The sequence below is a fragment of the Streptomyces sp. NBC_01381 genome, from assembly GCF_026340305.1.
Lineage (GTDB): Bacteria > Actinomycetota > Actinomycetes > Streptomycetales > Streptomycetaceae > Streptomyces.
This window is the reverse complement of record NZ_JAPEPI010000001.1, coordinates 3,138,902-3,162,299: the sequence shown is the minus strand read 5'-3', so window position 1 is coordinate 3,162,299 and position 23,398 is coordinate 3,138,902. Positions and strand designations below refer to the sequence as shown.

The window sequence follows — 23,398 nt, the reverse complement described above, 5'->3', positions numbered from 1 at the left end:
TCCCCTGCGGGCCGACCCAGGCGACACTACGACAACTTCCGGCGCCCAGGCACCCGTTCGCGCCCGATTTTCACCGGTTGGCCGAGTCCTGTTCGGGTGGGGCCTCGGGTGGTGCCTCGGGTGTGGCTTCCGGCGGGACCTCGAACTGGCTCTCGGGCGGGGCCGAGCCGTCGGGGACTTCGCTGATCTCGCCCTCCGGGGTCAGCCACTGCCCCGCGGCGCGGCCCTTGTTGAGCGCGCGGTGCACGGCCTGTGCGACGCGTTCGATGGTACGGACCCCGTACTTCATCGTGGGGTTGTCGTGCGAGAGGACGACGATGCGGTACGTGCGGCCCGCGGACTCGGCGGCGGTGAACGCGCCGACGCTGTGCACCCGCCAGCCGTGCGTGGAGCGGGGCAGCCAGCCGTTCTTGAGGTGGGCCTTGGTGCCGCGGGGCATTCCGGCGGGCACGCCCCAGCGCTGGTCGCGGCGCACCTCGTTCAGCTGCTTCAGGCCGTACGCGCGTGAGGCGGGGCTCAGCAGGGATGTGGCCCTGGCCGTCGTGAGAACGCCGAGGAGGCGGAGCTGGTCGGCCGCGGTGGTGCGGGTCAGGCCCCAGAAGCCGTACGGGTTGAGCGTGGTGTCCGTGGTGCCGGCGCGGCGCAGGTAGCGGGCGATGTAGGACATGCCGAGGTCGTCCCAGAGGCGCCGGGCCGCGGTGTTGTCCGAGCGGATGATCATGGGGCGGATCCTGCCGCGCTCCCAGGCGGTCAGTCCGCGCCGCCAGTCCTGGGCCCGGCGCAGCGCCGCCTCCATGATCATGACCTTGGCGATACTCGCGGTGTCGTAGCGCTGGCGGTCGGCCAGGGCGCAATTGAGGCCCGTGCCGGGGTCGTGGACGGCTACGGAGACGGTGCCCCGCCGGGCGGCCAGGACGGCGCGGATGTCGCGGGAGAGCTGGGCGGCGAGGGCGGGGTCGCTGCGGGCTGTGCAGGAGGCGGCGCGTTGCGCCGTGCTTGCCCTGGCGGCGGTCGCGGGGAGGGGGGTGAGGAGGGGGGTGACCAGTGCCGTGGCTATCGCTATTCGGCACTTTCGCAGGTGAAGGGCCATGCGGTCATCGTGGCGGGGACAGGTTCTGCGGGCTCGGGGACGGGGGCCACGTGGGTGAGGGGCAAACGCCGGACGGGCTGGATGTCCAGCCCGTCGAGGGGGTCCCCCCTGCTCTTTAAGAGCTTGGGGGAGTGTGAGGACGAACTCGGCGGAGCCGGTGACAAGACGGTGCCCCGGGAGTGGTTCCAGCCCGGCGCAGCCCCTAGTGCGCCGCGGACTCCCAGTCCGCGCCGTCCCCCACCGAGACATCCAGCGGCGCCCGCAGCGACACCGCTCCCGCCATCTCACGGCGGACGATCTCCTCCACCTTGGCGCGCTCGCCCGGGGCGATCTCCAGGACGATTTCGTCGTGGACCTGGAGCAGCATCCGCGAGCTCAGCTTCGCCTTGGTCAGGGCCGCGTCCACGTTCAGCATGGCGATCTTGACGATGTCGGCCGCCGTGCCCTGGATCGGGGCGTTCAGGGCCATCCGCTCGGCCATCTCACGGCGCTGGCGGTTGTCGCTGTTGAGGTCCGGGAGGTAGCGACGGCGGCCCAGCATCGTCTCCGTGTAGCCCGTCGCACGGGCCTCGTCGACGGCTCGGCGCAGATAGTCGCGTACGCCGCCGAAGCGCTCGAAGTACGTGTCCATCAGTGAACGGGCCTCGCCCGCCTCGATGTTGAGCTGCTGGGAGAGGCCGAACGCGGAGAGGCCGTACGCCAGGCCGTACGACATGGCCTTGATCTTGCGGCGCATCTCGGCGTCGACGTCCGGGCGCTCCACGCCGAACACCTGCGAGGCGACCGTGGTGTGCAGGTCCTCGCCGGACGTGAACGCCTCCAGGAGGCCCTCGTCCTCGGAGAGGTGGGCCATCACGCGCAGTTCGATCTGGCTGTAGTCCGCGGTCATCAGGGACTCGAAGCCCTCGCCGACCACGAAGCCGCGGCGGATCGCCCTGCCCTCGTCCGTGCGGACCGGGATGTTCTGCAGGTTCGGGTCCGTGGAGGACAGGCGGCCCGTCGCCGCGACCGTCTGGTTGAAGGTCGTGTGGATACGGGTGTCCGCGGCGATCGTCTTGATCAGGCCCTCGACCGTGACGCGGAGCTTCGCCTGCTCGCGGTGGCGCAGCATGATGACCGGCAGTTCGTTCTCGGTCTGGGCCGCGAGCCAGGCCAGGGCGTCCGCGTCCGTGGTGTAGCCGGTCTTGGTCTTCTTCGTCTTGGGGAGGTTCAGCTCGCCGAAGAGGACTTCCTGGAGCTGCTTGGGCGAGCCCAGGTTGAACTCGTGCCCGGCCGCCTCGTGCGCCTCCTTCACCGCCTGCTGCACCGCGCCCGCGAACTGCTGCTCCATCGCCTCCAGATGGGCGCGGTCCGCCGCGATGCCGTGCCGCTCCAGGCGGGCCAGGAGGATGGAGGTGGGCAGTTCGACGTCCTTGAGGAGGTCGGCCGCGCCGACCTCCTGGAGCTTCTCGCCGAAGGCCGTGCCCAGGTCGAGGATCGTGCGGGCCTGCGCCATCAGCGACTCGGCCTCGGCCTGGTCGTCCTCCTCCGTACCGAAGGCGAGCTGGCCGTCGGCCGCCGATGCGGGCGCGAGCTCACGGCCCAGGTACTCCAGGGACAGGGCGTCCAGGGCGAAGGAGCGGCGGCCCGGCTTCACCAGGTACGCGGCGAGTGCCGTGTCCATGGTGACGCCGTCCACGGTCCAGCCGTGTTCGGGGAAGACCCGCATCGCGCCCTTGGCGTTGTGCAGGACCTTGGGCTTGTCCGGGTCGGAGATCCAGGCCGCGAACGCGTTCTCGTCGGCCTCGTCCAGGCGGGACGGGTCGAACCAGGCGGCCGCTCCCCCGGCCGCCGCGAGGGCCACCTCGGTCACCGAGCCCGTGCCGAGCTGCCAGGTGTCGACCGAGGCCACGCCCAGGACCGCCGTGCCGTGCTCGGCGAGCCACGGGGCGAGCTCGCCCGCGCCGAGCACTGTGCCGTCCAGCTCGACGCCGGGCTCCGCCGGGGTCTCCTCGGCCTCCTCCGCGCCGGGGTCGACGGCGAGCAGCCGTTCGCGCAGCGAGGGGTTACGGATCTCCAGGGTGTCGAGCACCATGGCCAGGGCCGTGCGGTCGTACGGAGCGCGCTCAAGATCGGTGACCGTCTTGGGCAGCTCGACGTCGCGCACCATCTCCGTGAGCCGGCGGTTCAGCTTCACCGCGTCCAGGTGGTCACGGAAGTTCTGCCCGGCCTTGCCCTTGACCTCCTCGGCGCGCTCGACCAGGTCGGCGAAGGAGCCGAACTGGTTGATCCACTTCGCGGCGGTCTTCTCGCCGACACCGGGGATGCCGGGGAGGTTGTCCGACGGGTCGCCGCGCAGGGCCGCGAAGTCGGGGTACTGGCTGGGCGTGAGGCCGTACTTCTCCTGGACCTTCTCCGGGGTGAAGCGGGTCAGCTCGGAGACGCCCTTCGTGGGGTACAGCACCGTCACGTGGTCGGTGATCAGCTGGAAGGAGTCGCGGTCGCCGGTGACGATCAGGACCTCGAAGCCGGCCTCCTCGGCCTGGGTGGCGAGCGTGGCGATCACGTCGTCGGCCTCGAAGCCGTCCACCGCGAACCGCACCGCGTGCATCGCGTCGAGCATCTCGCCGATCAGCTCGACCTGGCCCTTGAACTCGTCCGGGGTCTTGGAGCGGTTCGCCTTGTACTCGGGGAACTCCGAGGAGCGCCACGTCTTGCGCGAGACGTCGAAGGCCACCGCGAAGTGCGTGGGCGCCTCGTCGCGCAGCGTGTTCGCCAGCATCGACGCGAAGCCGTAGATCGCGTTCGTCGGCTGGCCCGTCGCCGTCGTGAAGTTCTCCGCGGGCAGCGCGAAGAACGCCCGGTACGCCAGGGAGTGCCCGTCCATGAGGAGCAGGCGCGGGCGCTGCTCGCCACTCGGCTTCGTCGCGGTCTCGGACTTCTTCTTCGCTGCTTTTTCTGCCACGTCCCCGATCCTGCCACGCCCCACTGACAGTCAGGCCCAACCCTCACCCGCCGCCGCCCTGTCACTGCCGCGTGGGAGGATCGAAGACGTAGCTCACGCACGTGCTCGAAGGGGAGCCGACCATGGCAAGCAAGCCGCCCAAGGGTGATCCGGTCCAGGACGCGCCGCAGGTCGCACAGGTGCAGCACGCCGCCGCGGGGCTGCCCGCCATCGGTCATACGCTGCGGATGGCGCAGCAGCAGATGGGTGTGCGCCGCACGGCCCTGACCTTGCTGCGGGTCAACCAGAAGGACGGCTTCGACTGCCCCGGCTGTGCCTGGCCCGAGCCGGAGCACCGGCACAAGGCGGAGTTCTGCGAGAACGGCGCGAAGGCGGTCGCCGAGGAGGCGACGCTGCGCCGCGTCACCCCCGACTTCTTCGCCGCGCACCCGGTCGCGGACCTCGCGACGCGCAGTGGGTACTGGCTGGGGCAGCAGGGCCGCCTCACCCACCCCATGTATCTGGCGGAGGGCGCCGAGCGCTACGAACCGGTCTCCTGGGAGCGGGCCTTCGACATCGTCGCCGATGAACTCGCGGCGCTGGAGAGCCCGGACGAGTCCGTCTACTACACATCGGGCCGCACCAGCAATGAAGCGGCGTTCCTGTACCAGCTGTTCGCCCGCGAGCTGGGCACGAACAATCTGCCCGACTGTTCGAACATGTGCCATGAGTCGTCGGGCTCGGCGCTCACGGAGACCATCGGCATCGGCAAGGGCAGCGTCCTCCTGGAGGACCTCTACCAGTCGGACCTGATCATCGTCGCCGGGCAGAACCCGGGGACGAACCATCCGCGCATGCTCTCCGCCCTGGAGAAGGCGAAGAACAACGGCGCGAAGATCATCACGGTCAATCCGCTGCCCGAGGCGGGCCTGGAGCGCTTCAAGAACCCGCAGACCGCACAGGGCATGCTCAAGGGCACCGCCCTGACCGATCTCTTCCTGCAGATCCGCCTCGGCGGCGACCAGGCTCTCTTCCGCCTCCTCAACAAGCTCATCCTCGACACGGACGGTGCGGTCGACGAGGAGTTCGTCCGCGAACACACCCATGGGTACGAGGAGTTCACCGAGGCCGCTCGGGACGCCGACTGGGACGAGACGCTCGCCGCGACCGGCCTGGAGCGCGCGAGGATCGAGGAAGCCCTCGCCATGGTCCTCGCCTCGAAGCGCACCGTCGTGTGCTGGGCGATGGGCCTGACCCAGCACAAGCACGCCGTCCCGACGATCCGCGAGGTCGTCAACTTCCTTCTGCTGCGCGGCAACATCGGCCGCCCCGGTGCGGGCGTCTGCCCGGTGCGCGGGCACTCGAACGTGCAGGGCGACCGCACGATGGGCATCTTCGAGCGGCCCGCGCCCGCCTTCCTCGACGCCCTGGAGAAGGAGTTCGGCTTCGCGCCGCCGCGCGAGCACGGCCTGGATGTCGTCCGCGCCATCAAGGCCCTGCGGGACGGCGAGGCGAAGGTGTTCTTCGCGATGGGCGGCAACTTCGTGGCGGCGTCACCCGACACGGAGGTGACGGAGGCGGCGATGCGCAAGGCCCGCCTGACCGTCCATGTGTCGACGAAGCTGAACCGCTCGCACGCCGTCACGGGTGCGCGCGCGCTGATCCTGCCCACTCTCGGCCGCACCGAGCGAGATCTCCAGGGCAGTGGCGAGCAGTTCGTGACCGTCGAGGACTCCATGGGCATGGTGCACGCATCGCGCGGCCGCCTCGAGCCCGCGAGCCCGCATCTGCTGTCCGAGCCGGCCATCGTGTGCCGCCTCGCCCGCCGCGTCCTCGGCGCCGAATCGGCCACCCCCTGGGAGGAGTTCGAGAAGGACTACGCGACGGTGCGCGACCGCATCGCGCGCGTGATCCCCGGCTTCGAGGACTTCAACGCGCGCGTGGCGGACCCCGCGGGCTTCACCCTGCCGCACGCCCCGCGCGACGAGCGCCGCTTCCCCACGGCGACCGGCAAGGCCAACTTCACCGCGGCCCCGGTCGAGTTCCCTGCTCTCCCCGAGGGCCGGCTGCTGCTGCAGACGCTGCGCTCGCACGACCAGTACAACACCACGATCTACGGCCTGGACGACCGCTATCGGGGCATCAAGAACGGCCGCAGGGTCGTCCTGGTCAATCCGGAGGACGCCCGTGAGCTGAACCTCGCCGACGGGTCGTACGCGGACCTCGTCAGCGAGTGGAAGGACGGCGTCGAGCGGCGCGCGCCCGGCTTCCGGATCGTGCACTATCCGACGGCCCGGGGCTGCGCGGCGGCGTACTACCCGGAGACGAACGTGCTGATCCCGCTGGACGCGACCGCCGACACCAGCAACACCCCTGCCAGCAAGTCCGTCGTCGTACGCCTGGAACAATCAGGGACCGACTGAGCGTTCGCTCAGCGACAGCACCAGCGACAACCGTGGACGACGAACGGAGCAGGGCCCCATGGGCGAGCAGCACAGCGTGAAGTTCCCGCAAGAGGTCATCGACGAGTACGCCGCGCTCGGCGTCGACCTGCCCGCCCTGTTCTCCGCGGGCGACCTGGGCACCCGGATGGGCGTCCAGATCCTTGAGGCCTCCGCGGACCGCGTCGTCGGCACCATGCCGGTCGAGGGCAACACCCAGCCGTACGGCCTGCTGCACGGCGGCGCGTCCGCCGTGCTCGCCGAGACCCTCGGCTCGATCGGTTCGATGCTGCACGGCGGCAGCACGAAGCTCGCCGTCGGCGTCGACCTGAACTGCACGCACCACCGGGGCGCGCGCTCGGGCCTGGTCACCGGCGTGGCGACGCCGGTGCACCGGGGCCGCTCCACGGCGACGTACGAGATCGTGATCACCGATGAGCAGGACAAGCGGGTGTGCACCGCGCGGCTGACGTGTCTGCTGCGCGACGTGGAGCCGAACGGCTCCGCCGGGTAAGCAGGTTGAGGGCGGGCGCACCCTCACTGGATCAGGCGCGCCCCACGCATTGTCGGGGCGCACGGCTCCGGTCTAGCGTCGGTGCATGAGGCACCGGAAGCAGGTCTGTGCGCTCGCCCTCACCACCCTCCTGGCCGCCACGCCCGGTGTCACCGGATGCGGAGGCTCCTCTCCCACCGACACCGCGAACACCGGCAGGACCCCCGCACCCTCCCCGAGCACCACACCGCCCGAAGACCTCTGCACCCTCCTGATCACCAAGTGGGGCCGGCAGATCTACGACTCGGGCAAGGAGACGTACGGCGACTATCAGTCGATGGGCCTCTCCAACGGCCAGTACACGATCCTGCGGGAGACCCTCGACCTGGCCCGCGCCGAGCGCAAACGCCAAGGCGCCGACGCGGGGCGGAAGTTGATCACCCGGGAGGCCCGCGAGCAGTGCGAGCGGCGCTACCGCGACGGGGAGCCGAGCGGCGGGCCGTGGGTGTGAACGCCATCGGCCCCATCGAGCCCGGCGAAGACACCTATGACGCCCACGAGGTCCAGGGCCCCGCACACCCCGTACGCCCCCGCCCGCGCCTCACCCGTCGCCACCGCACCGCGCTGGCCCTCGCCACGGCCGCGGCCGTAGGGGCCGCCTCCCTCGGCCTCTACCTGACCCGCCCTCGGCCTCCGGCGCCGCCGCCACCGCTCCATCCGTCGCAGACCGTGTCCGTGAAGTACGAGGGCCATATGACGCACCCTCAGGCCGGCGAACGCACCTTCAGCTTCACCATCGGCGTCAGTCAGGACGCGGGCCCCCCGGTGTCCGTCAGACGGATCGCCCAGCCGTCAGCGGCCCTTTCGGTCACCGCCGCCCCCCATACCCCATTCACAGTGAAAACGGGAAGCCCTCGTACGGCACGAATCACCATGCACATTCACGAATGTCGAAATGTGCCACGGAATGCGGGTCTCCCTTTCCTCGCCGTAACACTGCGTAATGCGCGCGCAAAGCAGACGCAGAGCTTCATCCTCGGCTCGGCGTACGCAAAAGATCTTTCCCGGGCCCTGACAGCTGCATGCACCCAGAACACTGATGTCATGAGTAAAACACCCTGACAGTCCTGCAAGGTCTCAGCATGCGGGATGCGCCGAAGGTGGCGTATTCCGCCCCATCCGCCCCCTGAGTTCCGGCCCCGAATACTCCCTGGCATAACAAGAGCGTCACACCTTTGGCCTGACCACTCCACCAGGAACAATTCGGCCCTTAGAGTCACGGCCAGTCACCGCGCCCACCGGATTCCTGTCAGTTCGGTTCCGCGCTCGACTCGGCCACCCAACAGGGGAGGGCCGTGCCAGGGGAAAGGACTGATCGTGCGTCAACGTTCGCTCATAGCCATCACCGCAGCACTCACCGCGGGGGCACTCACCCTCACCGCCTGTGGCTCGCGCGACGACAAGGACAAGGGAGACTCCGCGGGCGGCGGCACCACCGTCGTCATCGGTGTCGACGCGCCGCTGACCGGTGACCTGTCCGCGCTGGGCCTCGGCATCCGCAATTCCGTGGATCTCGCCGCCAAGCAGGCCAACGAGAAGAAGTACGTCGACGGCATCACCTTCAAGGTGGAGTCCGCCGACGACCAGGGGCAGCCCGCCTCGGGCCAGACCAACGCCACGAAGTTCGTCGCCAACAAGGAAATCCTCGGCGCCGTCGGCCCCCTGAACTCCTCCGTCGGCGAGTCGATGCAGAAGGTCTTCGACGACGCGAAGCTCGTCCAGGTCTCCCCCGCCAACACCAACCCGGCCATGACCCAGGGCCAGGACTGGAACGGCGGCAAGAAGGTCCGCCCGTACAAGGCCTACTTCCGTACGGCGACCACCGACGCGATCCAGGGTCCGTTCGCCGCGCAGTACCTGTACAACCAGGCGAAGAAGAAGAAGGTCTTCGTCGTCGACGACAAGAAGACCTACGGCGCGGGCCTCGCCGCCACCTTCAAGGACGAGTTCACCAAGCTCGGCGGCAAGGTCGCCGGCACCGAGCACGTGAACCCGGACACCAAGGACTTCGGCGCCGTCGCCACCAAGATCAAGAACTCCGACGCGGACGTCGTCTACTACGGCGGCGAGTACCCCGCGGCCGGTCCGCTCAGCAAGCAGATGAAGAAGGCCGGTGCCAACATCCCGCTGGCCGGCGGTGACGGCATCTACAGCGCCGACTTCGTCAAGCTCGCCGGCAAGGAGGGCAAGGGCGACCTCGCCACCTCCGTCGGCCAGCCCGTCGAGGAACTGCCGTCCGCCAAGGAGTTCATCGCGAACTACAAGAAGGCCGGCTACAAGGAGGCGTACGAGGCCTACGGCGGTTACTCCTACGACTCGGCCTGGGCGATCATCGAAGCGGTCAAGAAGGTCGTCGAGGACAACGACGGCAAGCTGCCCGACGACGCCCGCGAGAAGATCGTCGAAGCCATGCAGGACGTCTCCTTCGACGGTGTGACCGGCAAGGTCTCCTTCGACCAGTACGGCGACGCCACCAACAAGCAGCTCACCGTGTACGAGGTCAAGTCCACCGAGGACCCGGCCAAGGGCTGGAAGCCCGTCGAGTCCGGTACCTACACCGGCTGACCCTCCCCGCAGCCCACGACACCACCGCGCGGGGCGCTGCCCTCTGCAGCGCCCCGCGCGGCGTCGCATCCGTCACCTGAGCCGTCCGGCCATCGCGAGGCCCCCCGCCGCCGCAAGCAGGCCGCACGGCACCGAAAGACTCGGAGGACCTGCGGTGCACGAACTGCCGCAACAGCTGGTCAATGGCCTGCTACTGGGATCCATGTACGGCCTGATCGCCATCGGCTACACAATGGTCTATGGCATCGTCCAGCTCATCAACTTTGCCCACGGCGAGATCTTCATGGTCGGCGGCTTCGGCGCCCTCACCGTGTGGCTCTGGCTGCCGGGCGGCACCAGCATGTGGCTCGCCCTGCCGCTCATGCTCATAGGCGCCGTCATCGTCTCCACCCTCATAGCGGTCGGAGCCGAACGCTTCGCCTACCGCCCACTGCGCGGCGCACCCCGCCTCGCACCCCTCATCACCGCCATCGGCCTCTCGCTGGCTCTGCAGCAGGCCGTCTGGGCCTGGTACCCCAACGCGAAGTCGTCCCGCACGTTCCCCGAGATACCCGGCGACTCCATCCACATGGGCTCCATCACCATCCAGCCCGGCGACATCTTCCTGCTGATCACCGCACCGATCTGCATGTTCGCCCTCGGCTGGTTCGTGATGAAGACCCGCGTCGGCCGCGGTATGCAGGCCACCGCGCAGGACCCCGACACCGCCAAGCTGATGGGTGTCAACACCGACCGCGTCATCGTCGTCGCCTTCGCGATCGGCGCCGCCTTCGCCGGCATCGCCGCCGTCGCGTACGGCTTCCGGTACGGCGAGGTCCAGTTCCGCATGGGCTTCCTCTGGGGCCTCAAGGCGTTCACCGCGGCCGTCCTCGGCGGCATCGGCAACATCTACGGCGCCATGCTCGGCGGCCTCGTCCTCGGCGTCGCCGAAGCCATGGCCACCGCCTACATGAACGACATCCCCGGCATGAGCCAGCTCGGCGGGCAGTCCTGGGCCGACGTCTGGGCCTTCGTACTCCTCATCGTCGTACTCCTCGTCAGGCCACAAGGTCTCCTTGGCGAGCGCGTCGCGGACAGGGCGTGAGATCCATGACCACACAGACCACTGCGGCCGACGCGCCAAGCCCGAAGCAGGACGACACCCCCACCGGCCTCATAGCCATCCCCGCGGGCACCGCCCGCGCGATGGCGACCGGCGGCGGCATCCTCACCGTCATCTCCACGTTCCTCGCCTGGACCTGGACCTCGGCGTTCCCCGGCGACCTCACCGTCTACGGCTACCCCGGTGGCCTCCAGGTGCTCGTCCTCATCGTCGGCGCCCTGACCGCGCTCCTCGGCCTCGCCTCGTACGGAGTCAAGGGCGTACGCGCCATCGCTCCCGGCGGAGCCGACGCGGCGCTCAAGTACGCGGCGCTCGCCGCCTTCGCCACCACCTGGTACACGCTCATCGCGATCAGCTACCAGCTCGGCGGGCTCGCCAACCTCGAGGTCGGCGGCTGGGTGGCCGGCGTCGCCACGCTCACCGCCCTGCTCGGCGCCCTCGGCCTGCCCTTCAAGCGGCCGCACATCTACCCGGTCGACCCCGAGGACAGCGGCAGCGAGCAGTTCAAGCACCGCATGCGCAACGCGATGACCGTCTTCAAGGGCGCGTTCGCCGCCGAGGCGCCGCCCACGCCGCGCAAGCTCTCCTCGTACATCGAGATCCTGATCATCATCGCGGCGCTCGCCGTGGGCCTGCTGGTCTTCACCTACGGCATCGGGACCGAGTACGACGAGCTCTTCATCGGCTTCCTGGTCACCGTCGGGTTCGGCTTCGCCGCGCTCTCCAAGGCGGGGCTCGTCGCCCAGGTCTCCACGTACACCGGGCGGCACCGCAACGTCACGCTCGCCGGTGCGTTCGCCGCCGCGGCGGCCTTCCCGTTCACCCAGAGCGACGACCAGTACGCCACCATCGGCGTGTACATCCTGATCTTTGCGACCGTGGCCCTCGGCCTGAACATCGTCGTCGGCCTCGCTGGGCTCCTCGACCTCGGATACGTCGCCTTCCTCGGCGTCGGCGCGTACGCAGCGTCCATGGTGTCCGGATCGCCCTCGTCGCCCTTCGACGTGCACCTGCCGTTCTGGGGAGCCATCCTCGTCGGCGCGGGCGCATCGCTGGTCTTCGGTGTGCTGATCGGCGCGCCTACGCTGCGGCTTCGCGGCGACTACCTGGCCATCGTGACGCTCGGCTTCGGTGAGATCTTCCGGCTCGTCGCCATGAACTCCGACGGCACGTCGGGCCCGGACATCACCAACGGCTCGAACGGCATCTCCTCGATCCCGAACCTCAACATCCTCGGGTTCGACCTCGGCATCGAGCACAGCATCGGCGGCTTCACCATCGGCCGCTTCGCGAACTACTTCTTCCTGATGCTGCTCATCACCTTCGTTGTCGTCCTGGTCTTCCGGCGCAGCGAGAACTCCCGCATCGGGCGCGCCTGGGTCGCCATCCGCGAGGACGAGACCGCGGCGCTCGCCATGGGCATCAACGGCTTCCGCGTGAAGCTCATCGCCTTCGCGCTCGGCGCCTCGCTCGCCGGGCTCGCGGGAACGGTGCAGGCGCACGTCACCTACACCGTCACGCCCGAGCAGTACCAGTTCGCCAACACGGTCCCGCCGAACTCGGCGTTCCTGCTCGCCGCCGTCGTCCTCGGCGGCATGGGCACCATCAGCGGACCGCTGGTCGGTGCGGCACTGCTCTACCTGATCCCGAGCAAGCTGTCGTTCCTCGGCGACTACCAGCTGTTCGCCTTCGGCCTCGCGCTCGTGCTCCTCATGCGCTTCCGCCCCGAGGGCCTGATCCCCAACCGCCGCCGCCAGCTCGAGTTCCACGAGGCCGAACTGGCCCCCGGCGAGACGCCGCCTCCCACAGTCCTCAGCAAGACAGGGGCCTGAGCCAATGACCACCGACACCACCACCAGCAAGGGCAGCGCCGCCGCGGCGCCGGCCGGCGAGACCGTCCTGGACGCCCGGGGCGTCACCATGCGCTTCGGCGGCCTGACCGCCGTGCGCTCGGTCGACCTCCAGGTCAACAGCGGCGAGATCGTCGGCCTGATCGGCCCGAACGGCGCGGGCAAGACGACCTTCTTCAACTGCCTCACCGGCCTCTACATCCCCTCCGAGGGCGAGGTCCGGTACAAGGGCAACGTCCTGCCCAGCAAGTCCTTCAAGGTCACCGCGGCCGGCGTGGCCCGCACCTTCCAGAACATCCGTCTCTTCGCCAACATGTCGGTCCTGGAGAACGTCCTGGTCGGCCGCCACACGCGGACGAAGGAAGGCCTCTGGTCGGCCCTCCTGCGCGGCCCCGGCTTCCACAAGGCGGAGGCCACGTCCAAGGCCCGCGCCATGGAGCTCCTGGAGTTCGTCGGCCTCGCCGACAAGGCGGAGCACCTCTCGCGCAACCTGCCCTACGGCGAGCAGCGCAAGCTGGAGATCGCCCGCGCGCTGGCCAGCGAGCCGGGCCTGCTCCTCCTGGACGAGCCGACCGCGGGCATGAACCCGCAGGAGACCCGGGCCACCGAGGAACTCGTCTTCGCCATCCGGGACATGGGCATCGCCGTCCTCGTCATCGAGCACGACATGCGCTTCATCTTCAACCTGTGCGACCGCGTCGCCGTGCTCGTCCAGGGCGAGAAGCTCGTCGAGGGTGACAGCGAGACCGTCCAGCAGGACGACCGCGTCATCGCCGCGTATCTGGGCGAGCCCTTCGAAGGAGACCCCGGCAGCACGGAGACCGGCGGCTCGGGCGACGAGGAGAACCACTGATGACCACACTGCTCGAAGTCGAAGACCTCAAAGTCGCCTACGGCAAGATCGAAGCCGTCAAAGGCATCTCTTTCAAGGTCGAAGCCGGCGAGGTCGTCACTCTGATCGGCACCAACGGCGCGGGAAAGACCACCACCCTGCGCACGCTCTCCGGCCTTCTCAAGCCGGTCGGCGGCTCCATCAAATTCAACGGGAAACCGCTGCGGAAATACCGCGCCGACCAGATCGTCGCGCTCGGTCTCGCCCACTCCCCCGAGGGGCGGCACATTTTTCCGCGCATGACGATCGAGAACAATCTCCGGCTCGGCGCGTATCTCCGCGGCGACAAAGCGGGCATCGAAAAGGACATCAAGCGCGCCTACGAGCTCTTCCCCATTCTCGGGGAGCGCAGCAAGCAGGCCGCGGGCACTCTCTCCGGCGGTGAGCAGCAAATGCTCGCCATGGGGCGCGCCCTGATGTCCCAGCCGAAACTGCTCATGCTCGACGAGCCCTCCATGGGCCTTTCGCCGATCATGATGCAGCGGATCATGGCGACGATCGCCGAGCTCAAATCCCAGGGCACGACCATCCTGCTCGTCGAGCAGAACGCCCAGGCGGCGCTCTCCCTCGCCGACCACGGCCATGTCATGGAGGTCGGCAAGATCGTCCTGTCGGGCTCGGGGAACGATCTGCTGCACGACGAGTCGGTGCGCAAGGCGTACCTCGGCGAGGACTGAGCAGCACTTCGCGTACGACGAAGGCCCGCACCCCGGCTTCGGGGTGCGGGCCTTCTCCGTACGCGTAGGAAGGGCGGGCCGGGGGCTACTGCCCCTTGGACGCCTTCTTCTCGTCGGCGTCCTCGATGACGGCCTCCGCGACCTGCTGCATGGAAAGCCGGCGGTCCATCGACGTCTTCTGGATCCAGCGGAACGCGGCGGGCTCGGTGAGGCCGTACTCGGTCTGCAGGATCGACTTGGCGCGGTCCACCAGCTTGCGGGTCTCCAGGCGCTGGGTGAGGTCGGCGACCTCCTTCTCCAGCGTCTTCAGCTCCGTGAAGCGCGAGACGGCCATCTCGATGGCCGGGACGACGTCGCTCTTGCTGAACGGCTTCACCAGGTACGCCATCGCGCCCGCGTCCCTGGCCCGCTCGACGAGGTCACGCTGCGAGAAGGCGGTGAGCATGAGGACCGGGGCGATGCTCTCCTCGGCGATCTTCTCGGCCGCCGAGATGCCGTCGAGGACGGGCATCTTCACGTCCAGGATCACCAGGTCGGGCTTGTGCTCCCGGGCCAGCTCGACGGCTTTCTGGCCGTCTCCGGCCTCGCCGACGACGCTGTAGCCCTCCTCCTCGAGCATTTCCTTGAGGTCGAGCCGGATAAGAGCCTCGTCCTCGGCGATGACGACACGGGTCGTCAGCGGAGGCACGTGCGACTTGTCGTCGTCATCGGCTACGGGCTGGGGCGACTCGGGGGAAGTCACGGGGGCTCCTAGGGGCGGGGCACGTTACTGCTTGCCCTGAGCCTACCTAGCTCCTGTATCTTTGAGGCACGGCGGGTCTCCGCTAACCTTCGTTCTGAAGGATGCCCCGGTAGCCCAGCGGTAGAGGCAGTGGTCTCAAACACCATCCAGCGTGGGTTCGAATCCCACCCGGGGCACTTAACCTTCATTTCGAAGGTCACGGATCGAATTGGCGATCTTCACTCGCCATGGTGAATGCACCCTCAGATCCCTGTGCAGCCCACAAGATCCGGCCAGGCTCGGCCACATGTACGACATCGGCACACGCAAGCGGGCCCTCACGCTCGTCAGCCAAGGTCGCAGCCTGAACTCCGTCAGCAAGGAAACCGGCATATCGCGGGCCGCGATCCGCTCCTGGCAAACCCGTATCGAGCCGCTCCCCTGGAATCGGGCGGCCCCATGTCCACGTTGCGGTGACGCCCCCTCGAAGCCTCAAGACCCCGCCGCGTACTCCTACTTGCTCGGCCTCTACCTTGGCGACGGCTGCATCAGCGCGGGCCGACGAGGTGTCTACTTCATGCGCATCGTGTGCGCCGACGCCTGGCCCGGCTTGATCGAGGCGTGTGAAGCGGCCATCCGCGCCGCGCGCCCGGACAACCGCGTATGCCGTGTCAAGAAACAGGGCTGCGTCGCGGTCACCTGCTCCAGCAAGCACTGGCCGTGCCTCTTTCCCCAGCACGGCCCCGGAAAGAAACACAACCGCACCATCGCCCTCGAACCCTGGCAACAGGAGATCGTCGACTCCCACCCCTGGGAGTTCATCCGCGGCCTCATCCACTCCGACGGCTGCCGCATCACCAACTGGACGACCCGCCTCGTCGACGGCGAGCGCAAGCGCTACGAGTACCCCCGGTACTTCTTCACCAACCTGTCGGGCGACATCATCCGGCTCTACACCGACACTCTCGACAGACTTGGCGTCAGTTGGAGACCGGCCAACCCCCGCAACATTTCCGTCGCCCGCAAGGATTCTGTAGCCCTCATGGACACCCACATCGGCCCCAAATACTGACCCCCGCACCCTCCGCAATAGGACCCGTCACCCCTCTCCTCCACCCAGCCTGGGACCTGTCCCAATTCCCCGCCAAACCCTTGCCCAGCCCCGCACCCCACTGCGATCTTCGCCCCCATGACTCCCCCTCCCCTGAACCGGCGCAGCTTCGTCGTAGCCGCCGCGGGTGCCGCCGCGGCAGCCATGGCCCTGAACCCTCACACCGCTTCCGCGATCGACCGCGAAGGCACGGACAAGGGCGGAGACGACTTCGCCGACGCCGACAGGGGGTTCATCGCCGCCCTCGTACCCGGTGTCGTCAAGAACGCCAAGGGCGATGTCGTCTGGGACAACGACGCGTACGCCTTCCTGAAGAAGGACGCCCCCAAGACCGCGAACAAGAGCCTGTGGCGGCAGTCCCAGCTCGTGTCGAAGCAGGGCCTCTACAAGGTCACCGACCGCATCTACCAGGTGCGCGGCCTCGATCTGTCGAACATGACGATCATCGAGGGCGACACCGGCATCATCGTCGTCGACCCGCTGATCTCGGCGGAGACCGCGGCCGCCGCGCTCAAGCTGTACCGCGGGCACCGGGGCGAGAAGAAGGTCACCGGGGTCATCTACACCCACCCCCACGTCGACCACTTCGGCGGCTGTCGCGGTGTGCTGCCGGCAGGATCCGAGGACGGCGTTCCGATCCTGGCGCCCGACGGGTTCATGGAACACGCGGTCTCCGAGAACGTGTACGCGGGTACGGCGATGCAGCGGCGTTCCGGGTACATGTACGGCGCCCTGCTGGCCAAGTCCCCTGTGGGGCAGATCGGTTGTGGGCTCGGGCAGACCGTTTCCGTCGGGTCGATCGGGCTGATACCGCCGACCAAGGACATCACGGAGACCGGGCAGGTCGAGACCGTCGACGGGGTGCGGTTCGAGTTCCAGATGACGCCGGGGACCGAGGCGCCCGCGGAGATGAACTTCGTGCTCCCGGAGCTGCGTGCCGTCTGCATGGCGGAGAACGCGACGCACACGATGCACAACATCATCACGTTGCGTGGCGCGCAGGTGCGGGATGCCCGGCAGTGGGCGCGTTACCTCGACGAGTCGGTGGTGCTGTTCGGCGGTCGGGTCGATGTCGCCTTCGCCTCGCATCACTGGCCGACGTGGGGTGGCGACACGATCGTCGAGCTGCTCGAGCAGCAGCGGGATCTGTACGCGTACATGCATGACCAGACGCTGCGGATGATCAACGCGGGGATGACGGGGCGCGAGATCGCCGAGGAGATCGAGTTGCCGCCCGCGCTCGCCGGGGTGTGGGCGAACCGGGGGTACTACGGCTCGCTCAGTCATAACGTGAAGGGCATCTATCAGCGGTACATGGGGTGGTTCGACGGGAATCCCGCGCACCTGTGGGAGCATCCGCCGGTCGAGGAGGCCAAGCGGTACGTCAAGGCGATGGGGGGCCGCACGGCGACGGTCGCCAAGGCGAAGGCGTTCGCGGGGAGCGGCGATCTGCGGTTCGCGGTGACGCTGCTCAATCATGTGGTGTTCGCCGACCCGGGCCACAAGGCGGCCAAGAGTGAACTCGCCAAGCTGTACACGAAGTTGGGGCAGGCTTCGGAGAACGCCGTGTGGCGGAACTTCTATCTGGTGGGCGCCCAGGAGCTGCGTGAGGGTGTGCGGGACTCCCCGACGTCCGTGACGAGCGCGGACATGCTGATGGCTCTGTCGGTGGACCAGTTGATCGACTCCGTGGCGGTCCGGATCAACGGCCCCAGGGCGTGGGAGCTGAAGCTGCGGATGGACTGGAGTCTTCCGGCGCTCGGGAAGGTCTGGCATCTGACGCTGCGGAACGGTGTGTTGACGTATCGCAGCGACGCGGAGAAGAACCCGGACGCGGGCGTCACCCTCACCATGACCAAGCCCCAGCTGCTCGCCATGCTGGGCGGCAAGGGGCTCGGGGACATCGAGGTGGAGGGTGACGCCTCGCTGCTGTCCGATCTGCTCGGCGTGGTGGACAAGCCGGATCCGGCCTTCGCCATCGTCACGCCGTAGGGCGATGGCGAACGCGGCTACTTGGGGTTGTCGTCCTCGCCGATGCGGTGGATGCGGACGAGGTTCGTCGAGCCGGGGACGCCGGGCGGGGAGCCCGCCGTGATGACCACGATGTCGCCGCGCTCGCAGCGGCCGATCTTGAGGAGCAGTTCGTCGACCTGGTCGACCATCGCGTCGGTGGACTCGACGTGCGGGCCGAGGAAGGTCTCCACGCCCCAGGTGAGGTTCAGTTGCGAGCGCGTCGCCCGGTCCGGGGTGAAGGCGAGGAGCGGGATCGGCGAGCGGTAGCGCGAGAGGCGGCGGACCGTGTCGCCGGACTGGGTGAAGGCGACGAGGAACTTGGCGCCGAGGAAGTCGCCCATCTCGGCGGCCGCGCGGGCCACCGCACCGCCCTGCGTGCGCGGCTTGCTCCGCTCGGTCAGCGGCGGCAGACCCTTGGCGAGGATGTCCTCTTCGGCGGCCTCGACGATGCGGCCCATCGTGCGGACCGTCTCGATGGGGTACTTGCCGACGCTGGTCTCGCCGGAGAGCATCACCGCGTCCGTGCCGTCGATCACGGCGTTGGCGACGTCGGACGCCTCGGCGCGCGTCGGGCGGGAGTTGTCGATCATCGAGTCGAGCATCTGGGTGGCGACGATGACCGGCTTGGCGTTGCGCTTGGCGAGTTTGATGGCGCGCTTCTGGACGATCGGCACCTGCTCCAGGGGCATTTCGACGCCCAGGTCGCCGCGGGCGACCATGATGCCGTCGAAGGCGGCGACGATGTCCTCGATGTTCTCGACCGCCTGCGGCTTCTCCACCTTGGCGATCACGGGGAGCCTGCGGCCCTCCTCGTCCATGATCCGGTGGACGTCCTCGATGTCGCGTCCGCTGCGTACGAAGGACAGGGCGATGACGTCGAATCCTGAACGCAGGGCCCAGCGCAGGTCCGCCTCGTCCTTCTCGGAGAGGGCGGGCACGGAGACCGCGACGCCGGGGAGGTTGAGGCCCTTGTTGTCGGAGACCATGCCGCCCTCGACGACCGTGGTCGTGACGCGGGGCCCGTCGACCGCGGTGACCTCCAGGGTCACTTTGCCGTCGTCCACAAGGATGCGCTCGCCCGGGGTGACGTCCTCGGCGAGGCCGCCGTAGGTCGTCCCACAGGTCTGGCGGTCGCCCTGGACGCCCTCTTCGACGGTGATGGTGAACTCGTCGCCCCGTTCGAGAAGTACGGGACCTTCGCTGAAGCGGCCGAGGCGGATCTTCGGGCCTTGAAGGTCGGCGAGGACGCCGACGCTGCGGCCGCTCTCGTCGGAGGCCTTGCGTACGCGCTGGTAGCGCTCCTCGTGATCGGCGTACGAGCCGTGGCTGAGGTTGAAGCGGGCCACGTCCATTCCGGCTTCGACCAGTGCCTTGATCTGGTCGTACGAGTCCGTGGCGGGGCCCAGGGTACAAACGATTTTTGCTCGGCGCATGGTTCGACCCTAGGCCTTACCGACGGGTAGAGAATTGGCTGGGCATGACTACTCAACAACCTTTGCGTGAAGGGTTATTGACAAGTGTTGAATTGTGCGGGGCGCTGCTCTGATGAGCGATTTACCGAGCGCCCCGCACTGTCAAGCACGCCTGTGGCTACAGCTGCGGAGGCGTCATGGTGAAGCGCGCGTTGACCTGTGCGTAGACGCGCTGCCGCTGGGGTTCGAGGTCCAGGGGTGCCGCCTCCTGGGCCATGTCGGCGGCGCCGCCGTACGCGACCGAGCGCATGGCCGGCGCACCCCCGTAGCCGTACGGCGCCGCGTTCTCCGCGCCGATGTCGGCGAGCTCCACCAGGGCGGCGAGCCCCGCCCCCAGCGCCTGGGCGTACTCCCGGCCCCGCTGCACCGCCTCCCTGACCGCCTGCTGGCGGGCCTCGCGGTGGGCGGGCGAGCCGGGCCGCAGCGACCACCACGGCCCGTCAACGCGGGTCAGCTCCAAGTCGGCGATGCGCGTGGTGAGTTCACCGAGCGCGGTGAAGTCGGTGAGCTCGGCGGTGACGGTGACCCGCCCGTGGTAGGTGCGGACGCGTTCGCCCTTGCCCCGCTTGGTGAGTTCGGGGGTGATGGAGAAGGCCCCGGTCTCCAGCTTCTCCACCGCGTCGCCGTACGACTTGATGAGGTCGAGGACGGCGGCGTTGCGCCGCGTCAGGTCGTTCAGGGCGTCACGCCGGTCGCTGCCGCGCGCGCTCACGGTGATGCCGATGCGAGCGATCTCGGGGTCGACTTCCAGGTGCGCCTCGCCCTTGACGGCAAGGCGCGGGGCGTCGGGGGTGCCATACGGAGTGGGGGTGGTCGTGTCATCCATGCGGCCACTCTCGCACTGGGGCACGGCACCGGACAGTCACCGGATCGAAACCTGCGGGGTCTGTTGCCGGTGGTGTGGTCGGGGACAGAATCTACGCGCGTTACATCGGTCGACCAAGGGGAGCACGAAATGCCGCTGAACCGCCGGAAGTTCCTGGGGAAGTCCGCAGCCACGGGGGTGGCGCTCGCCGGAGGCGTGGCCGCAGCGCCGTCCGCGACGGCCCAGGCACCCGGGAAGCCCGCCAAGCGGACGAAGCGGTACTCGTTCACCGTCATGGGCACCACGGACCTGCACGGCAACGTCTTCAACTGGGACTACTTCACGGACAAGGAGTTCGACGACAAGGACCACAACGACGTGGGCCTGGCGAAGATCTCCACCCTCGTGAACGAGATCCGCGAGGAGAGAGGCCGCCGCAACACGCTTCTGATCGACGCGGGCGACACCATTCAGGGCACCCAGCTCTCGTACTACTACGCCAAGATCGACCCGATCACCGCCGAGCGCGGCCCGGTCCATCCGATGGCGCAGGCGATGAACAGCATCGGCTACGACGCGGCGGCGCTCGGCAATCACGAATTCAATTACGGCATTCCCGTCCTCCGGAAGTTCGAGGAGCAGTGCGACTTCCCCCTGCTGGGCGCGAACGCGCTCGACGCGAAGACGCAGAAGCCCGCTTTCCCGCCGTACTTCATGAAGCGCCTGCGCACCCCGCACGGCCGGGACGTGAAAGTCGCCGTCCTCGGTCTGACCAACCCCGGCATCGCGATCTGGGACAAGGCGAACGTCCAGGGCAAGATGACGTTCCCGGGCCTGGAGGAGCAGGCGGCGAAGTGGGTGCCGAAGCTGCGCTCGATGGGCGCGGACGTCGTCATCGTCTCGGCGCACTCCGGCTCCAGCGGCACCTCTTCGTACGGTGACCAGCTGCCGTACATCGAGAACTCGGCCGGTCTGGTCGCCGAGCAGGTGCCCGGGATCGACGCGATCCTGGTCGGGCACGCGCACACGGAGATCCCCGAGTACTTCGTGGAGAACAAGGAGACCGGCAAGAAGGTCGTCCTCTCCGAGCCCCTGAAGTGGGGCCAGCGGCTCACCCTCTTCGACTTCGACCTGGTGTGGTCGAAGGGCCGCTGGACGGTCGAGAAGGTGGGCGCGCAGGTCCTCAACTCCAATACGGCGGCGGAGGATTCAAAGGTCACCAAGCTGCTCGCGGACGAGCACAAGAAGGTCGTCGCGTACGTCAACCAGGTCATCGGCACGTCGACGCAGGCGATGAGCACGGCCGAAGGCCCGTACAAGGATGTCGCGATCATCGACCTGATCAACCACGTCCAGGCGGAGACGGTCGGGGAGGCGCTCAAGGGCGGCCAGTACGCGGCGCTGCCCGTGCTCTCCCAGGCCTCGTGCTTCTCGCGTACGGCGAAGATCCCGCAGGGCGAGATCACCATCAAGGACGCGGCGGGCCTCTACCCGTTCGAGAACACCCTGGAGGCGCGGCTCGTCACGGGCGCGCAGCTGAAGGAGTACCTGGAGTTCTCCGCCCGTTATTACGTCCAGACGGCGGCCGGCGCCCCGGTCGACCCGGCGAAGCTCACCAACGCGGACAACATCCCGGACTACAACTACGACGCGCTGTACGGCGTGACGTACGAGATCGACATCGCCAAGGCGGCGGGCTCCCGCATCGTGAAGCTGAGCTTCGACGGCAAGGAGCTCGACCCCAAGGCTGAGTTCGTGCTCGCGGTGAACAACTACCGTGCGAGCGGCGGCGGGAACTTCCCGCACATCGCGGGCGCCAAGCAGCTGTGGGCGAACTCGGACGAGATCCGCAACACGATCATCCAGTGGGTGCGGGCGAAGGGGACGGTCGACCCGGGCCGGTTCGCGTCGGTGGACTGGAAGCTGACCCGGGACGGGACCCCGGTGTTCTGATGCTCTGAGCCGTTACAGCCTCAGGTGCGCCAGGTCGACGGCGTCGGCGAGCGCCCGCGCCCCGGCGTCGTTGACGTGCAGGCCGTCGCCGCTGTCGTAGTCGTCGTGGATCCGGTCGGGGTCGGCCGGGTCCGCGACGGCGGCGGCGAAGTCGGCATAGGCGTCGAAGGGGCTGTCGGCGCCGCGGATCCAGTCGTTGACCTCGCGGGCGACGGCCACGCCCTCGGGGGTGGAGAAACCCTCGAAGATCGTGTCCTTGTAGGGGCCCACGGTGGTCGCAATGGCGGTCAGACCCGCCGCGTGCAGCCGCTCGGCGAGGGCGGTGAAGCCCGCGATGAGCTCCTCGGCCGTGGGCACGGGTGCGGTGGCGGGGTAGGCCTCCTGGCCGGGTATGCCGAGGTCGTTCAGCCCGAAGTGGACCAGGACGTGGGTGACGCCCGGCACGTCCAGGGCGTCGCATTCGAGGCGGGCCAGGGCGCGCTCCCCGATCTCGTCGGTCAGCAGCCGGTTCCCCGAGAGCCCCTGGTTCACCACCCAGCCGGTGCTTCCGCTGTCGCGCAGGCGCTGGTTGAGCAGGTCGGGGAAGCGGCGGTCGGTGTCCGGGGTGCTGCCTGCGCCCTCGAACCAGGAGTCGCCGAAGGCGACGGCTATGGCGGTACCGGCGGGAGCGAGGACGTCGGCGCCCGTGATGAAGTGACGGGTCGCCAGCTCTTCGAGGCCGTCGATGCCGGCGAAGCTCGTCGCCGAGAGGGCGTTGCCGGGGACCGCGTAGCCGGTCCTGAGGGGCACCGCCGAGTAGGTGGAGAGCCCGGTGTCGTCCGGCAGCCAGAGGCTGAGGGCCAGTTCGTCACCGGCGGCCACGGCACGCTCGACCGGGTCACTGATGACTTCTTCGCCCACGGGGACGGTGAAGTCCTCGGCCCCGCCGACGCGTAGTGGCGTATCGCTGCCGGCATCGATGCCGCTGCCTTCGGTCCGGATGGCGAGGCGTGCGCCGCCGATGTGGAGGGGCTCCTTGCCGTAGCGGTTGGTCAGCCGGACGCGTACGGCGCCGCCTCCGCCGTCGAGGCGGAGTATCTGGCGTACGGTCTGGCCGGCGAAGCCGCGGAGTTCGAAGAGGTCGATGCTCTCGTGGGGGCTGACGACGGCGGAGCGGAAGGCGGCGGTCCAGGATGCGGTGGAGTTTGTGATCATGATCGCCACAACCTCCGGGTGGAGCCGGGTATTTCG

At 68.6% G+C, this 23,398-nt stretch carries 17 protein-coding genes and 1 tRNA gene; 12 read left to right on the top strand and 6 right to left on the bottom strand.

From position 1 onward, the window contains the following. Positions 1-70: 70 nt before the first annotated feature. Both OG453_RS14840 and polA read right to left on the bottom strand, forming a co-directional pair. On the bottom strand, positions 71-1,090 hold the full coding sequence (locus tag OG453_RS14840) for a serine hydrolase (RefSeq protein WP_266868121.1): 1,020 nt from the start codon (positions 1,088-1,090) through the stop codon (positions 71-73). A 202-nt stretch (positions 1,091-1,292) separates the two neighbouring features. Next, the gene (polA, locus tag OG453_RS14835; protein WP_266868120.1) at positions 1,293-4,034 is read right to left on the bottom strand and encodes a DNA polymerase I; all 2,742 of its coding nucleotides are present in this window, start codon (positions 4,032-4,034) and stop codon (positions 1,293-1,295) included. A 122-nt stretch (positions 4,035-4,156) separates the two neighbouring features. Between polA and OG453_RS14830 the strand changes: the two genes are divergently transcribed. The 8 genes from OG453_RS14830 (at position 4,157) to OG453_RS14795 (ending at position 14,093) form a co-directional block, all read left to right on the top strand. Next, positions 4,157-6,436, top strand: a complete 2,280-nt coding sequence (locus OG453_RS14830; protein ID WP_266868119.1) for an FdhF/YdeP family oxidoreductase — start codon at positions 4,157-4,159, stop codon at positions 6,434-6,436. Positions 6,437-6,494: 58 nt separating this feature from the next. Further along, on the top strand, positions 6,495-6,968 hold the full coding sequence (locus OG453_RS14825) for a PaaI family thioesterase (RefSeq protein ID WP_266868118.1): 474 nt from the start codon (positions 6,495-6,497) through the stop codon (positions 6,966-6,968). Positions 6,969-7,053: 85 nt separating this feature from the next. Then, positions 7,054-7,458 (top strand): hypothetical protein, encoded by a 405-nt coding sequence (locus tag OG453_RS14820; protein ID WP_266868117.1) that lies wholly within the window; start codon positions 7,054-7,056, stop codon positions 7,456-7,458. An 866-nt stretch (positions 7,459-8,324) separates the two neighbouring features. Continuing rightward, positions 8,325-9,572, top strand: a complete 1,248-nt coding sequence (locus OG453_RS14815; protein ID WP_266868116.1) for a branched-chain amino acid ABC transporter substrate-binding protein — start codon at positions 8,325-8,327, stop codon at positions 9,570-9,572. 154 nt (positions 9,573-9,726) lie between these two features. Beyond that, positions 9,727-10,656: a branched-chain amino acid ABC transporter permease gene (locus OG453_RS14810; protein WP_266868115.1), complete on the top strand. Its 930-nt coding sequence runs from the start codon at positions 9,727-9,729 to the stop codon at positions 10,654-10,656. Positions 10,657-10,661: 5 nt separating this feature from the next. Continuing rightward, a complete protein-coding gene (locus OG453_RS14805; protein ID WP_266868114.1) occupies positions 10,662-12,506 on the top strand; it encodes a branched-chain amino acid ABC transporter permease in 1,845 nt (614 codons plus the stop codon). A 4-nt stretch (positions 12,507-12,510) separates the two neighbouring features. Further along, positions 12,511-13,377, top strand: a complete 867-nt coding sequence (locus OG453_RS14800; protein WP_266868113.1) for an ABC transporter ATP-binding protein — start codon at positions 12,511-12,513, stop codon at positions 13,375-13,377. Further along, a complete protein-coding gene (locus OG453_RS14795; RefSeq protein WP_266868112.1) occupies positions 13,377-14,093 on the top strand; it encodes an ABC transporter ATP-binding protein in 717 nt (238 codons plus the stop codon). Before OG453_RS14800 ends, OG453_RS14795 begins: the two co-directional genes overlap by 1 nt. Before the next feature lie 85 nt (positions 14,094-14,178). Here OG453_RS14795 and OG453_RS14790 read toward each other — a convergent pair whose 3' ends face one another. Then, complete coding sequence (locus OG453_RS14790) at positions 14,179-14,835, bottom strand: ANTAR domain-containing response regulator (protein WP_266868111.1); 657 nt, start codon at positions 14,833-14,835, stop codon at positions 14,179-14,181. A gap of 103 nt (positions 14,836-14,938) precedes the next feature. Here OG453_RS14790 and OG453_RS14785 point away from each other — a divergent pair. The 3 genes from OG453_RS14785 (at position 14,939) to OG453_RS14775 (ending at position 17,917) form a co-directional block, all read left to right on the top strand. After that, a tRNA-Leu gene (locus tag OG453_RS14785) sits at positions 14,939-15,011 on the top strand. 110 nt (positions 15,012-15,121) lie between these two features. Continuing rightward, entirely contained in the window at positions 15,122-15,886 is a 765-nt protein-coding gene (locus OG453_RS14780; RefSeq protein WP_266868110.1) for a transcriptional regulator, read from the top strand. Between the two features lie 117 nt (positions 15,887-16,003). After that, positions 16,004-17,917: an alkyl/aryl-sulfatase gene (locus OG453_RS14775; protein ID WP_266868109.1), complete on the top strand. Its 1,914-nt coding sequence runs from the start codon at positions 16,004-16,006 to the stop codon at positions 17,915-17,917. A gap of 17 nt (positions 17,918-17,934) precedes the next feature. Here OG453_RS14775 and pyk read toward each other — a convergent pair whose 3' ends face one another. Further along, positions 17,935-19,371: a pyruvate kinase gene (pyk, locus tag OG453_RS14770; protein WP_266868108.1), complete on the bottom strand. Its 1,437-nt coding sequence runs from the start codon at positions 19,369-19,371 to the stop codon at positions 17,935-17,937. Between the two features lie 157 nt (positions 19,372-19,528). Continuing rightward, positions 19,529-20,236 carry an SIMPL domain-containing protein gene (locus tag OG453_RS14765; protein ID WP_266868107.1) on the bottom strand — a complete coding sequence of 236 codons (708 nt, stop codon included), beginning with the start codon at positions 20,234-20,236 and terminating at the stop codon, positions 19,529-19,531. A 129-nt stretch (positions 20,237-20,365) separates the two neighbouring features. Here OG453_RS14765 and OG453_RS14760 point away from each other — a divergent pair, with 129 nt between their 5' ends. Further along, positions 20,366-22,168 carry a bifunctional UDP-sugar hydrolase/5'-nucleotidase gene (locus OG453_RS14760; protein ID WP_266868106.1) on the top strand — a complete coding sequence of 601 codons (1,803 nt, stop codon included), beginning with the start codon at positions 20,366-20,368 and terminating at the stop codon, positions 22,166-22,168. Between the two features lie 12 nt (positions 22,169-22,180). Here OG453_RS14760 and OG453_RS14755 read toward each other — a convergent pair whose 3' ends face one another. Further along, positions 22,181-23,362: a GDSL-type esterase/lipase family protein gene (locus tag OG453_RS14755; protein ID WP_266868105.1), complete on the bottom strand. Its 1,182-nt coding sequence runs from the start codon at positions 23,360-23,362 to the stop codon at positions 22,181-22,183. Between the last annotated feature and the right edge of the window lie 36 nt (positions 23,363-23,398).